Source organism: Kitasatospora sp. NPDC032121 (assembly GCF_055580145.1).
Map to the genome: position 1 here is coordinate 1,039,389 of NZ_JBVILX010000002.1, position 13,258 is coordinate 1,052,646.

The following is a 13,258-nucleotide window of genomic DNA, read 5'->3' on the forward strand; positions in this document are numbered from 1 at the left end:
ACAAAACCCTGCTCGTGGGGCTAACCAACCCCCCCCTTGCCCCCCCAGTCTCGCCCGGCGAAAACACCACACGACACCGGGCCGCCCGCCCCGGGAACTCCGGGGCGGGCGGCCCGTCGCCGTGTGTCACGGTTCCTGGGGGAGCAGCACCCAGAGGGCCAGGTAGAGCAGGAACTGGGGGCCGGGCAGCAGGCAGGAGAGCAGGAAGATCAGCCGGACGGTCCACGGGGTCAGGCCGAAGCGTTCGGCGATCCCGGCGCAGACGCCGGCGATGACACGGTTGTGGCGGGGACGGGCGAGGCGGGCGCTCATGACGGTCTCCCTACGGTGGCGGCCCGGTCCGGCCGGTCCGGTGGGCTGTTTCCATACTCCGCCGCCGGCGGCCCCCGATCCTCCGCCCGGCAGGTGATTCCCCACCCCGAAGGGTCACCGGGGAGTCGTAGCCGGAAGTCGGGGTCGTCCTCAGGGTCACCCCGAGGGGCGGGCCGAATATCCGGCCGGGCCCGTCCGGACCCCCGGACGGGGCTCGGTAGGATGCTGCCGATCGCGGTCGGCCGGGGGGCGGACGAAAAGCCCGACTTTGTTGTGGAAAAACCTCTCCTGCAAGCGATTTCACGTCCTGTTGGGTTCTGTCCGAATTCTCTCGTGAGGTTGGATTTCGCATGCGGCATCGCAGATTCCTGGCCGCGGCCGCCGCCGTCTCGCTGGCCTCCGGCCTGGCCGCCGTCGAGGCCCCGGCCGCCTTCGCCGCCTCGGAGGCCGTCGCGCTCGTGCGGGGCACCCGGATCCAGCCCTCGCCGGTCACGGTCGTGCTCGGCGGCGCGCCCGCCACCGTCAAGGCGGGTGGCGCGCCGGTAGAGTTCACCGCGAGGCTCGGGAACACCGCCGACCACCAGGTGGACGTGCTGTCCTCCGCCTTCGTCGTCGGCGACACCGGCGCCGGCACCAGGCAGAGCCACTTCAAGCTGGAGTACCAGCCGCCCGGCGGTGCGCAGTGGCAGGACGCCACGGTGAACGCCGCGAGCGTCGGCGCCTTCTGGGAGATCGACCGGTCGGCCACGCTGCACCTGGCGGCGGGCGCCGAGGCGGTCTACCGGCTGCGGCTCACCGTCGCCGCCGAGGCCCCGGCCGGCCGGGTGAGCCTGGGCTTCAACGCCGACGTCGATGACCCCACCCTGCCGCGGGAGCAGCGGAGCAGCTTCGCCCAGAGCGAGCGGACGAACGCGGTGATCGCTCCGGCGGTGACGCCGACCACGCCGGCGCCCACACCCGCCGCCGCGGCCGACGTCAGGCTCGTCGGGGTGCCCACCACCTTCACGGCGGGCGGCGAGGCGAAGCCGTTCAAGCTGGTCTTCACCAACACCAGCGGCAAGGACCTCCGGGTCATGCCCACGGTCGTGTTCCAGGGGGTGACCGAACTCCCCTTCGAGACGGTCGGGTTCGAGTACCAGGGGCCGGACGGAACCTGGCTGCCGGGCGGCCCCGGCGGCAACTCGGAGCACCCGACCTGGCTCTACATGAACCTCCGGCCGGGCGACACGAGCTCGGACGAGTTCACCCTGCCGAAGGGCGGTACCCACACGATCAACGTCCGGCTGTCCTTCACCAGGGACGCGTCGGCCCGTCTCGAGTCGCTGGTGGCCATGGCGGGCAGCCTGCCCGGCCCCGGCGAGAGCGCGACCGTGGTGTCCAGCCGGAAGGCCGACTTCACGATCGTGACCGCGGCGGCTCCCAGTGCCACCCAGACGCCGGGGCCCACCTCCGCGGCCCCGGTCGCCCCGGTGTCGACCGAGTCCGAGACCGCCGGCGCCCCGGTCCTCCCGGTCGCCCAGGCCACCGCCGTGGCGCCGAGCCCGGCGGCGGTCGGCGCACCGGTGGTCGCCGCCGCGGCCCCGGCCGCGGACCCCCGGCTGGCCTCCACCGGCGGTGGCTCGACGGAGCCGATGGCGATCACCGGTGCGACCGCGATCGCCCTCGGCCTCGGCATCCTGGTGGTGGCGTGGCGCCGCAACCGCGTGCGGAGCGGCTCCGGGAACTGACCCGAAGACGTACGGAGGGTGCGGCGCGTCAGCCGACCGGGTTCTGCGGCGGCTGCGGCTGGGCGTACGGGTTGTCCGCCACCGGCTGCGGCGGGACGCCCGGCTGGTACGGCGAGCCGACCTGCGGCGGCGCGGGCGGGGCGGCCTGCGGCGCGACTGGCGGAGCGGCCTGCGGCGCGACCGGCGGGACGGGCGCACCCGGCTGCTGGGCGTACGGCGCCTGCGGGGCGTTGGGGTTGAACGGGGCCTGCTGGGCGCCCGGGTTGAACGGCGCCTGCGGGGCGTTGGGGTTGAAGGGCGCGCCCGGGTTGAACGCCCCCTGCGGCGCGTTGGGGTCGAACGGGGCCGCCGCCTGGGCGGGCTGCTGCTTGGCGTTGCTGCGCTCGACGATCGCCTTCACCGAGGCGACGACCATGCCGATCGGCAGGATGAACACCTTGAAGAAGATGGTGTACGTGCCGCCCTCGAAGACGAACGCCAGGTAGTAGGCGTACCCCAGGAGCCCGAGGCCGATGACCACGTTGAGGATGCGCAGGCCGACCTTCAGTCCGCCGGAGACGGCCCCGAGGGCCACCATGATGACGCCGCTGAGCGCCAGCAGCACGACGTACCAGGAGAAGAGCGGTTCGGCGCTGAAGTCGAGATTGTTCAAGGGGGTTTCCTGGGGAGGGGAAGACGGAAAACGGCGGGCACCGTTCGGGGACGAGAGCGCACAGTACTGGAGGCGGCCGACATTCGCCTCAGCCTTTGTGTCACGGTGTCATTGCGCTGTGCCGGAACGGGAGTGGACGAGGTGGGAAATGACGGAGTTTGAGGTGCTGCGGGTCTTTTGCGGGCCGGACGGGAGTCACGGGAACGCGCTCGCAGTGGTGCGCGACGGCGCCGCCGTGCCGGAGCGCGCGGACCGGCAGCGGATCGCACACGAACTCGGCTTCAGCGAGACGGTGTTCGTCGACGACCCGGAGCGCGGGGAGATCGACATCTACGCCCCGTCGGTGCGGCTGCCGTTCGCCGGCCACCCGTGCGTGGGCGCCGCCTGGCTGCTCGGGGTGGACCGGCTGGTCACGGCGGCCGGCGAGGTGGCGGTGCGGCGCGAGGGCGGTCTGACCCGGATCGAGGCCCGCCCGGAGTGGGCCCCGCCGCGCACGCTGCGGCAGTACGGCTCGGCGGCCGAGGTGGAGGCCCTGGAGGTGCCGCCGCCGGGGGAGTGGGTCTACGCCTGGGCCTGGCAGGACGAGACGGCCGGTACCGTGCGGGCCCGGGCCTTCCCCGGGCGGGGGGACGGGATCGACGAGGACGAGGCGACGGGTGCGGCCGCCCTGCTGCTGGCCGCGCGCCTCGGCCGGGCGCTGACCGTCACCCAGGGGCGGGGCTCGCAGTTGCTGGCCGGACCGCGTCCGGGCGGGCTGGTCGAGGTCGGCGGCCGGGTGGTCCGCGCCCCGCGCCCGGCTCAGCCGACCGGCGGGGTCGGCTCCGCGTAGGCGCGTCGGCGGGCGGCGGGCGCGACGGCCGCGAGCGGGGCCACGGCCACGGCCGACGCGGCGGCCACCGGCGGCACGGAGAGCACCGTCAGCCGGGGCGCCCGCGGCCGCCGGTCCCGCAGCAGGTGCCGCAGGCCGGGGACGAGCGCGAGGTGGACGACGGCCACGCCGACCACGGCGAGCAGGATGTGGTCCACGTTGAGGACGTGCCCGGGCGCCCAGGAGGAGAGGAACTCCAGCGCGGTCGCCAGCAGCGCGGAGACGCCGGTGGTGCGCAGGAAGGACGGCAGCCAGGGGGCCCGGAGCCGGCCGCCGGCCAGCGGCAGCAGGACCCCGAGCGGGGCCAGCAGCAGGAGCTCGCCGACCACCTGCCAGCCGCTGGAGGAGCGGAGCGAGGCGAGCGGCGTCAGGTTGGCGTCGTACACCCAGGCCACCGGCAGCGGTCTCAGCACCAGCCAGAGGACCAGCGCCAGATGGCCGGTGAGGCCCGCCAGCCCGGCCCACCGGAGGGGACGGTGGACGGCCGCCGCCGGGCTCTTCTCGTTCCCCGCGCCGGAACGCTCGTCGCGTGTCCTGGTGCCATCTCGCTGCACGGGGGGAAGGACGTGGTCCGACGCCACGTCGGTTCCACACCCGGCGTGAACATTCCCAAACGCGCCCCTGAGCTCGCTCCCCGCCCCTCTCCGCGCCCTTCCCGGCGGCCTACTTGCAGGGCGAGGCCGTCGGCACCGCGCCGAACACGTTGTCCGGCGGCGGGCTGCCCGGCGTCACCGGGGTGGGCGACGGGCTCGGGCTCACGGACGCCTTGCCGCCACGGGCCGGGGTCATGGTCGGGGCCGGTCCCGGCGGGGTGGCCAGGGCCGCCGGTATGTGCGGGGTGGTCGGGCAGGCCGTCCGGCTGGCGGGCGCGCCGGCGTCGACCGGTACGGCGGTCGGCCGGATGCCGCAGCCGGAGGCCAGGGCGATCAGCAGCAGCACGCCGGCGCCGCGGCGCAGGACGGTGCGGAGGGAAGCGGTGTCGGTGGGGGTGGTCACGTGGCGTCCTTGTCCTGGGCGGCGTCGCCGGCGGGGCCGCCCTCGGCCTCGTCCGCGGACGGCGGAGGCGGCGGGGCCGACGGCAGGGTCAGGGTGAACACCGCACCGACCTCCCCGTTCGCCGCCGTGATCGTTCCCCCGTGTATCTGCGCGTTGGCCATCGCGATCGACAGCCCGAGGCCGCTGCCCTCCGAGCGCGCCCGCCCCCGGTCCGCCTTGTAGAAGCGGTCGAAGACGTGCGGCAGCACGTCCTCCGGGATGCCCGGGCCGCTGTCGGAGACCTCGACCACGACCGACTCCCCGTCCTGGCGGACCTTCACCCGCACCGGCGAGCCGCCGTGCTTCAGCGCGTTGCCGATCAGGTTGGCGAAGACCACGTCGAGCCGGCGCGGGTCGACCACGGCCAGGATGCCGCGCGGGGCGTCCACCTCGACCGCGTCGTACCAGGCCCGCCCGTCGATGCAGGACATGATCAGGTCGGCGATGTCCACCTCGTCGGCGACCAGCTTGGCGGTACCGGCGTCGAAGCGGGTCACCTCCATCAGGTTCTCCACCAGGTCGGACAGCCGGCGGGTCTCGCTGACCACGAGCCGGACGGCCGGCTCGATCATCGGGTCCAGCGACTCGGCCTCGTCCTCCAGGATGTCCGTCACGGCGGTCATCGCGGTCAGCGGGGTGCGCAGTTCGTGCGACATGTCGGCGACGAACCGCCGGCTCTGCGCCTCGCGCGCGCTCAGCTCCTCGACCTGCTCGTGCAGCGACTCCGCGGCCCGGTTGAAGGTCCGCGCCAGGTCGGCGAGTTCGTCCGAGCCCTCGACCTCCAGCCGGGTGTCCAGGTGCCCCTCGCCGAGCCGCCGGGCGGCGTCCCCGAGCCGCTTGACCGGCCGCAGCACCGTCGCCGAGGCGGCCTGGGCGAGCAGCGCCGAGCCGATCAGCGCGAGCAGCGTCGCGATGGCCAGCGACCAGCCCAGGGTGTTGAGGTCGGCCCGCTCGTTCTCCAGCGACTTGAACATGTACGCCGTCGGGCCGTTCGGCACCACCTTGGTGCCGCCGATCACGAACGGCCGGCCTTCCAGGTTCTGCCGCTGCCAGTACAGGTGGTACGGGTACGGGTTGTTCTCGGTGACCTCGCGCGGCTTGGCCACGGTGGACTGCAGCGCGGCCGGGACGTCCGCCAGCGTGAAGTTCGCCGGGTCGGAGGAGGCCGGGCACTCCGGGTGCGCCGGGTCGACGACCACCACGTCGTACGTCAGCCCCGAGCTGGCCACGTTGGACGCCAGCGTCGCCAGCTCCGGGCAGCTCGCGTTCAGCGGCAGCTCGGAGACGTTGCGGGTGAGCGAGACCCTGAAGTCGTTCAGCGCCGTGTCCTGGGCGCGCTTGAGCACCGCGTCGCGGTTCAGCCAGTACGCGATGCCGGAGGCCGAGACGGCGGCGAGCAGCGCGACGGCCGCGAACACCGCGATCAGCCGCACCCGCAGGGAGCGCAGCCGACGCCACCGGCCCGTCGAGAACCGCCGGGCAGTCGTCTGATGGTCAGTCACAAGAGCCTGTCGTGGTACGGGAGTTCAGAGGTCGGGGGAGGGGCGGGGCGAGGGCGCCCCTGGTCAGGCCGGCGGGTCCAGCCGGTAGCCCACCCCGCGGACGGTGCGGATCAGCGTCGGCGCGGACGGCACGTCCTCGACCTTGGCCCGCAGCCGCTGCACGCACGCGTCCACCAGGCGGGAGTCGCCGAGGTAGTCGTGCTCCCAGACCAGCCGCAGCAGCTGCTGGCGGGAGAGCGCCTGGCCGGGGCGGCGGCTGAGCTCCAGCAGCAGCCGCAGCTCGGTCGGGGTGAGCTGGAGATCCTGTCCGTCCTTGGTGACGGTCATCGCCGCGCGGTCGATCACCACGCTGCCGTAGGCCGAGGAGTCCGAGCTCTCCCGCTCGCCGCGCCGCAGCACGGCCCGGATCCGCGCGTCCAGCACGCGGGGCTGCACCGGCTTCACCACGTAGTCGTCCGCGCCGGACTCCAGGCCCACCACCACGTCGATGTCGTCCGAGCGGGCGGTCAGCAGGATGATCGGCAGCTGGTCGGTGCGGCGGATCCGGCGGCACACCTCGAAGCCGTCGATCCCGGGCAGCATCACGTCCAGCACGATCAGGTCGGGCCGCTGCTCCTTGAAGAGCCTCAGGCCGTCCTCGCCGGAGGCGGCGGTGGCCACGCGGTGGCCCTGGCGGGTGAGGGCGAGTTCGAGGCCGGTGCGGATGGCGTCGTCGTCCTCGATCAGTAGGAGGAAAGGCACGGCCCCATTTTGGCCCACCGGCAGCCCCGAATCACCCCCCGGAGGGCCTGCCGTCCCCTTGGGAACCGGAACGCGCGCCACCGGCGTCCGGTACGGAGGGAGGCGGACCGGGACATTCGGCCCGCTCCTGTGACACCCCTGTGACAGTCGGCGGACAGCGCCATCACAACCGGCGGGCAGGATTTTCCGTGTCGCCGCAGGACAGCGGGCCGCAAGGCCGGCTGAAGGGCGGCTACCGGAACCGCTCGTACCGACCCAGGGGGCGCACGATGAACGCCATGCTTCAGACCCGGACCAACCCGGCTGTCCGCACCGCGCGTTCGTCAGCCACGTCCCACCGGACCCGGTACGAGGTCAGGACCGACGAGAACTCCGGTGCCGTGACCGTGCGGGGGTGCGCGCACAGCACCGGTGGAAACCCTGGCGCCCGTCGGGTGAGCGGCGGCGGCAGGACGGGGGAGCTGTACGGGATCGGCCGTCTGGGGAGTTCGGCCGACTCCTCCAACACCCTCACGCTGCGGGGCATCCTCCCCGTCCGCGTCGAGGGCAAGGACGTCCCGGGGAACAACCGGGGTACCGGGGGGAACGGTCTGCGGACGGTCGGTTCGGGGGAGCCGACCGGTCGCGAGGCCGCCGGTGCGACGCTGCTGCGGCTGAACCCCGCCGCGGCCCGCACCACCGAGGCCGGGCAGGGAGGCGCGCAGGGGGAGCACCCGGCCGTCGCGGAGGACCACATCAAGGAGTTCACCGCGTACGTGCGCGAGCGCCGCGCCTCCCTGTACGCCACGGCGTACCACCTGACCGGTGACCGCTACGAGGCCGAGGACCTGCTGCAGAGCGCGCTCTTCAGCACCTACCGGGCCTGGGGCCGGATCACCGACAAGGCCGCGGTCGGCGGGTACCTGCGCCGCACCATGACCAACCTGCACATCTCCGCCTGGCGGCGCCGCAAGGTCAACGAGTACCCGACCGAGGAGCTGCCGGAGACGGCCGGCGACACCGACGCGATGGGCGGCACCGAGCTGCGCACCGTGCTCTGGCAGGCGCTGGCGAAGCTGCCGGAGAACCAGCGCACCATGCTGGTGCTGCGGTACTACGAGGGCAAGACCGACCCGGAGATCGCCGATGTGCTGGGGATCAGCGTCGGCACGGTCAAGAGCAGCATCTGGCGCGCCCTGCGCCGGCTGCGCGAGGACGAGCACCTGAACAAGTCGGGCGACACCGTCCGGGCGTTCGGCGAGCTGGTCGCGTAACGAGGACTCCCGTCGGGGGACGGGAAGCGGACGGTCACGGTCCGGGGGCGGCAGCTCGGGGGAGCACGCCCGTGGGGGAGCCGAGGATCGTTCGGGGAAGGCGCGGGCCCGGTGCGGGGGAGACGCACCGGGCCCCGCGTCGTGTCCGGGGCCGGGGCGTACCGGGGGTCAGGCGGCGGAGAGCTCCGTCGTCCTGGCCGCGGCGCGGATCCGTCGTTCGGCCTCGGGGCCGGCGCACGCGTACGAGCCGAGGGCGACCTGCCGGCCGACGATGGACCGCTCGGCCCGCATCAGCCGCAGGCCCCGGCGCAGCAGCACCGGCAGCGACTTGCGGCCCTCCCGGACGTCCCGGCGCAGTCGGCGCCAGGCCGTGGTCAGCGCGCCGTTGCGCAGGCACAGGGCGTCGCCGAGCAGGCCCTGGTCGGCGCAGTCGGAGGTGATCTCGGCGGCGAATATGCCCTCCGCGATGAACGCGGCCGCCCCGCCCAGCTCCAGGCCGCGGGTGCCGGTGCGGCCGTTGTCCGGGATCGAGTACACCGGGACGTCCGCGCGGCCCCGCTCGTGCAGGGCGCGGATCGCGGCGAGCGCCTGGTCGCGGTGCCAGGCCAGCGGGGAGTCCCAGTCGACGGCGCCGTCCGGCAGCCGCGGCAGGGTCGGGTCGTCCCCGTCCTTGTAGAAGTCGTCGAGCTGGAGCACCGGCAGGCCGCTGCGCTCGGCGAGCGAGGACTTCCCCGACCCGGAGGGCCCGGAGAGCAGGATCACCCGGGCATGCCCGGTCGGTGCGGGGTTCATGGGGGAGTCACTCACGGGACACCAGTCTGACGCATCCCGGCCGGTTGCCGAAACCGGTCGGTCCGCAACTCCCGCGGCGGGAACCGCCGGAACGCCGACGGACCCGCGCCAGGGGGGGAGAGGCGCGGGTCCGTCCTGTGACCGTCCGGGCCCTGGGGGGGTGAGGGCACTGGGGACGGCCAGTCTGTGGAGTTGTTACTCGGAGCGGGGAGGTCAGATCCCCATCGGGTGCCAGACCGTCTTCGTCTCCAGGAACGAGAGTAGCCGGTCGGTACCGGGTGCATCGGTCCAGTCCTGGGCGAACGGGTCCAGTACCGGACGGACCACCCGCTTCAGGGTATCCGCGGCGGCGGCTTCCAGCGCCTGCGCCGCGCCGGGACCGTCGACGGCGATGGCTCCGGTGAGGTCCACCGCGTTGACGTCCTGGTGCGAGGCCAGGGTGGGGGCGATGTCCGCGGTCCGGCCCGAGATGATGTTGACCACGCCGCCCGGGACGTCCGAGGTGGCCAGCACCTCGCCCAGCGACAGCGCGGGCAGCGGGGCGTCCGCGGCGGCCGCGACCACGACCGTGTTCCCGGTGGCGATCGCCGGGGCGATCACCGAGACCAGGCCGAGCAGCGAGTGCCCGTACCCGGCCTGCGGGGCGACGATCCCGACCACGCCGGTCGGCTCCGGGGTGGAGAGGTTGAAGTACGGCCCGGCGACCGGGTTGGCGCCGCCCGCGATCTGGGCGACCTTGTCGGTCCAGCCCGCGTACCAGACCCAGCGGTCGATCGCGGCGTCCACCAGCGCGGCGGCCTTCTTCGGGCCGATGCCCTCGGAGACGGACACCTCGGCGGCGAACTGCTCGCGCCGGCCCTGGAGCATCTCGGCCACCCGGTACAGCACCTGGCCGCGGTTGTACGCGGTGGTGCCGGACCAGCCCTTGACCGCCTTGCGGGCGGCCACGACGGCGTCGCGGGCGTCCTTGCGGGTGCCCAGCGGGACGTTGGCGAGCCACTCGCCCTTTGCGTCGGTCACCTCGTACACCCGCCCGCTCTCGGAGCGCGGGAACTTCCCGCCGACGTACAGCTTGTAGGTCTTGAGGACGTCAAGACGCGTTGCGACATCAGACATCGAGGTAGGCCTCCAGACCGTGGCGGCCACCCTCGCGGCCGTAGCCCGACTCCTTGTAGCCGCCGAACGGCGAGGTCGGGTCGAACTTGTTGAAGGTGTTGGCCCAGACCACGCCGGCCCGGAGCCGGTTCGCCATCCACAGGATGCGCGAGCCCTTCTCCGTCCAGATGCCGGCGGAGAGGCCGTATGGGGTGTTGTTGGCCTTCTCGACCGCCTCGGCGGGGGTGCGGAAGGTCAGCACCGACAGGACCGGGCCGAAGATCTCCTCCTGGGCGATCCGGTGGGCCTGGCTCACGCCGGTGAACAGGGTCGGCTTGAACCAGAAGCCGGTGCCGGGGAGTTCGCAGGCCGGCGACCAGCGCTCGGCGCCCTCGGCCTCGCCGGCCTCGGTCAGCGCGGTGATCCGGGCCAGCTGCTCGGCCGAGTTGATGGCGCCGATGTCGGTGTTCTTGTCCAGCGGGTCGCCGACCCGCAGGGTGGCCATCCGGCGCTTGAGGGCGTCCAGCAGCTCGTCCTGGACCGACTCCTGGACCAGCAGGCGCGAGCCCGCGCAGCAGACGTGGCCCTGGTTGAAGAAGATGCCGTTGACGATGCCCTCGACCGCCTGGTCGATCGGCGCGTCGTCGAAGACGATGTTCGCGGCCTTGCCGCCCAGCTCCAGCGAGAGCTTCTTGCGGGTGCCGGCCAGCTGCTTGGCGATGGCGCGGCCGACCGAGGTGGAGCCGGTGAACGCGACCTTGTTGACGTCCGGGTGGGAGGTCAGCGCGGCGCCGGTGCGGCCGTCACCGGTGACGATGTTGACGACGCCCTTCGGCAGACCGGCCTGGCGGCAGATCTCGGCGAAGCGCAGCGCGGTCAGCGGGGTGGTCTCGGCCGGCTTCAGCACGACCGTGTTGCCGGTCGCCAGCGCGGGCGCGATCTTCCACGCCAGCATCAGCAGCGGGAAGTTCCACGGGATGACCTGGCCGGCCACGCCCAGCGGCTTCGGGGCGGCGCCGAAGCCGGCGTAGTCCAGCTTGTCGGCCCAGCCCGCGTAGTAGAAGAAGTGCGCGGCGACCAGCGGCAGGTCGACGTCGCGGGTCTCGCGGATCGGCTTGCCGTTGTCGATCGACTCCAGCACGGCCAGCTCGCGACTGCGCTCCTGGATGATCCGGGCGATCCGGAACAGGTACTTGGCGCGCTCGCTGCCGGGCAGCGCCGACCAGTCGGCGAAGGCCTTGCGGGCGGCGGCGACCGCGCGGTCCACGTCCTCCTCGGTGCCCTGGGCGAACTCGGCGAGCACCTGCTCGGTGGCCGGGTTGACCGTCTTCAGGGCCTCGTTGCCGGAGGAGTCGACGAACTCGCCGCCGATGAAGTGGCCGTAGGAGGTGGCGATGTCGCCGGCGGCGGCCGGGGACTCCGGGGCCGGGGCGTAGGCGAAGAGGCCGCCGGCGGGCTTGGCCACGGGCTCCTCGGTGTTCTTCTTCTTGGCCATGGTGATCAGTCCACCGTCACGTAGTCGGGGCCGGAGTAGCGGCCGGTGGCCAGCTTCTGGCGCTGCATCAGCAGGTCGTTGAGCAGGCTGGAGGCGCCGAAGCGGAACCAGTGCGGGGTCAGCCAGTCGTCCCCGAGGGTCTCGTTGACCATCACCAGGTACTTCATGGCGTCCTTGGTGGTGCGGATGCCGCCGGCGGGCTTGACGCCGACCTGGACGCCGGTGGCGGCGCGGAAGTCGCGGACCGCCTCCAGCATCAGCAGGGTGACCGGCGGGGTCGCGTTGACGGCGACCTTGCCGGTGGAGGTCTTGATGAAGTCGGCGCCGGCCAGCATCGCCAGCCAGGAGACCCGGCGGACGTTGTCGTAGGTCTGCAGCTCGCCGGTCTCGAAGATCACCTTGAGGTGGGCGGAGGTGCCGTCCGGGCGCTTGCACGCCTCCTTGACGGCCACGATCTCGTTATAGACGTCGAGGTAGCGGCCGGAGAGGAAGGCGCCGCGGTCGATCACCATGTCGATCTCGTCGGCGCCCGCGGCCACCGCGTCGGCGGTGTCGGCCAGCTTGACCGGGAGGGCGGCGCGGCCCGCCGGGAAGGCGGTGGCCACCGAGGCGACCTGGATGTCGGTGCCCTGCAGGGCGGCCTTCGCGGTGGCGACCATGTCCGGGTAGACGCAGATGGCGGCGACGCGGGGGGTGGTCGGGTCGGTCGGGTCGGGGGTCCTGCCCTTGGCGCACAGCGCGCGCACCTTGCCGACCGTGTCCGCGCCCTCCAGCGTGGTCAGGTCGATCATCGAGATCGCCAGGTCGATGGCGTACGCCTTCGCCGTGGTCTTGATCGAGCGGGTACCGAGAGCGGCGGCACGCGCCTCCAGGCCGACCTGGTCGACGCCGGGCAGGCCGTGCAGGAACCGGCGGAGCGAGGCCTCGGACGCCGCAACGTCCTGAAGGCCGCTGCCCGCAACGCCGAGGGCATTGGCTGCAACAGTGGACATAGTCACCAGACCAGCATATCTACGCGCGTAGTGGGCCGCCAGAGCGCCTGCCATTCGTGGCCGGACCGAGACCTCGGCGCGAGGGGCATGGGGCAGAATCGACGCCATGACCGATTCCGACGGCAAGCCCCACCAGGGCCCGGCCGCCCCCGACGGGGAGCCCGCGTACACGGACCGCGTGTACCGCTCTGTCCCCGGTGTGATCTCCGGAGTGCTGCTGCTGCTCGTCGCGGCCTGGCTGATCGGCGACGCGGTGGTGAGCGGGACGGGGAAGACCCCGTACGTCGCGCTCGCGGCGGTGCCGGTGTTCGCCTTCCCGGTGATCGCGTACACGCTGCGCCCGGTCGTGACGGCCGGCCGCGACAGGCTGGTCGTGCGCAACCCGTGGCGGACCGTCGTGGCGCCGTGGGCCTCGGTGGACGCGCTGCGCGCCGGGTACTCGGTCGAACTGCTCGCCGGCGGGAAGAAGTACCAGGTCTGGGCGGTGCCGGTGTCGCTGCGCCAGCGCAAGCGGGCCACCCGGGCGCAGCGCTCGGGTGCCGCCGAGCACGCCGCCAGGACCGGCCTGGGGCTGGGCATGGCCAAGCGGACCAACCCGGTCGTCCAGGGTTCGCCCGACCCCACCCGCGCCTGGTCCGACCAGGTCACCGCCGTGCTCCAGGAGATGGCCGAGCGCAACGCCGCCCGGCCCACGGCGGCCGGCCCGGTCGAGGTCCGCTGGTGCTGGTGGGGCATCGCCCCCACCCTGCTCGGCCTGGTCGCGCTGGTCACCGTCATCGCGGTCTGACGCCGCG

14 protein-coding genes are annotated in these 13,258 nt (G+C 73.4%); 4 read left to right on the plus strand and 10 right to left on the minus strand.

What is annotated here, in order from left to right; all coding sequences use genetic code 11:
• Positions 1–126: 126 nt before the first annotated feature.
• Complete coding sequence (locus ACZ5OX_RS10600) at positions 127–312, minus strand: PspC domain-containing protein (protein WP_350735952.1); 186 nt, start codon at positions 310–312, stop codon at positions 127–129.
• Between the two features lie 350 nt (positions 313–662).
• On the opposite strand from ACZ5OX_RS10600, the gene ACZ5OX_RS10605 reads away from it, so the two are divergent.
• A complete protein-coding gene (locus ACZ5OX_RS10605) occupies positions 663–2,039 on the plus strand; it encodes a hypothetical protein (protein ID WP_465629522.1) in 1,377 nt (458 codons plus the stop codon).
• 28 nt (positions 2,040–2,067) lie between these two features.
• On the opposite strand, the gene ACZ5OX_RS10610 is transcribed toward ACZ5OX_RS10605, so the two are convergent.
• Complete coding sequence (locus tag ACZ5OX_RS10610; RefSeq protein ID WP_465629523.1) at positions 2,068–2,691, minus strand: hypothetical protein; 624 nt, start codon at positions 2,689–2,691, stop codon at positions 2,068–2,070.
• A gap of 148 nt (positions 2,692–2,839) precedes the next feature.
• On the opposite strand from ACZ5OX_RS10610, the gene ACZ5OX_RS10615 reads away from it, so the two are divergent.
• Positions 2,840–3,520, plus strand: coding sequence for a PhzF family phenazine biosynthesis protein (locus tag ACZ5OX_RS10615; protein WP_465629524.1), 681 nt, complete (start codon positions 2,840–2,842; stop codon positions 3,518–3,520).
• Here the strand turns inward: ACZ5OX_RS10615 and ACZ5OX_RS10620 are convergent.
• From ACZ5OX_RS10620 to ACZ5OX_RS10635, 4 genes are all read right to left on the minus strand, one after another.
• On the minus strand, positions 3,490–4,113 hold the full coding sequence (locus ACZ5OX_RS10620) for a VanZ family protein (protein WP_465629525.1): 624 nt from the start codon (positions 4,111–4,113) through the stop codon (positions 3,490–3,492). The two genes, ACZ5OX_RS10615 and ACZ5OX_RS10620, sit on opposite strands and share 31 nt — an antisense overlap.
• Before the next feature lie 109 nt (positions 4,114–4,222).
• Entirely contained in the window at positions 4,223–4,555 is a 333-nt protein-coding gene (locus ACZ5OX_RS10625) for a hypothetical protein (protein WP_465629527.1), read from the minus strand.
• Positions 4,552–6,096 (minus strand): ATP-binding protein, encoded by a 1,545-nt coding sequence (locus tag ACZ5OX_RS10630; RefSeq protein ID WP_465629529.1) that lies wholly within the window; start codon positions 6,094–6,096, stop codon positions 4,552–4,554. The genes ACZ5OX_RS10625 and ACZ5OX_RS10630 overlap by 4 nt, the downstream gene beginning before the upstream one ends.
• A 63-nt stretch (positions 6,097–6,159) precedes the next feature.
• Entirely contained in the window at positions 6,160–6,837 is a 678-nt protein-coding gene (locus ACZ5OX_RS10635) for a response regulator transcription factor (protein WP_030257458.1), read from the minus strand.
• 278 nt (positions 6,838–7,115) lie between these two features.
• Between ACZ5OX_RS10635 and ACZ5OX_RS10640 the strand changes: the two genes are divergently transcribed.
• The gene (locus ACZ5OX_RS10640) at positions 7,116–8,090 is read left to right on the plus strand and encodes a SigE family RNA polymerase sigma factor (RefSeq protein WP_392867090.1); all 975 of its coding nucleotides are present in this window, start codon (positions 7,116–7,118) and stop codon (positions 8,088–8,090) included.
• Between the two features lie 168 nt (positions 8,091–8,258).
• Here the strand turns inward: ACZ5OX_RS10640 and ACZ5OX_RS10645 are convergent, their stop codons facing one another.
• The 4 genes from ACZ5OX_RS10645 to deoC all read right to left on the minus strand — a co-directional run bounded on the left by ACZ5OX_RS10645 (position 8,259) and on the right by deoC (position 12,464).
• A complete protein-coding gene (locus tag ACZ5OX_RS10645; protein ID WP_465629530.1) occupies positions 8,259–8,897 on the minus strand; it encodes an ATP-binding protein in 639 nt (212 codons plus the stop codon).
• Positions 8,898–9,095: 198 nt separating this feature from the next.
• The gene (locus ACZ5OX_RS10650) at positions 9,096–9,998 is read right to left on the minus strand and encodes an aldehyde dehydrogenase family protein (protein ID WP_449788251.1); all 903 of its coding nucleotides are present in this window, start codon (positions 9,996–9,998) and stop codon (positions 9,096–9,098) included.
• On the minus strand, positions 9,991–11,472 hold the full coding sequence (locus tag ACZ5OX_RS10655; RefSeq protein ID WP_465629531.1) for an aldehyde dehydrogenase family protein: 1,482 nt from the start codon (positions 11,470–11,472) through the stop codon (positions 9,991–9,993). The genes ACZ5OX_RS10650 and ACZ5OX_RS10655 overlap by 8 nt, the downstream gene beginning before the upstream one ends.
• Positions 11,473–11,477: 5 nt before the next feature.
• Complete coding sequence (gene deoC, locus ACZ5OX_RS10660) at positions 11,478–12,464, minus strand: deoxyribose-phosphate aldolase (RefSeq protein WP_465629532.1); 987 nt, start codon at positions 12,462–12,464, stop codon at positions 11,478–11,480.
• A gap of 106 nt (positions 12,465–12,570) precedes the next feature.
• Between deoC and ACZ5OX_RS10665 the strand changes: the two genes are divergently transcribed.
• Positions 12,571–13,251, plus strand: coding sequence for a PH domain-containing protein (locus tag ACZ5OX_RS10665; protein ID WP_465629533.1), 681 nt, complete (start codon positions 12,571–12,573; stop codon positions 13,249–13,251).
• Positions 13,252–13,258: the final 7 nt, after the last annotated feature.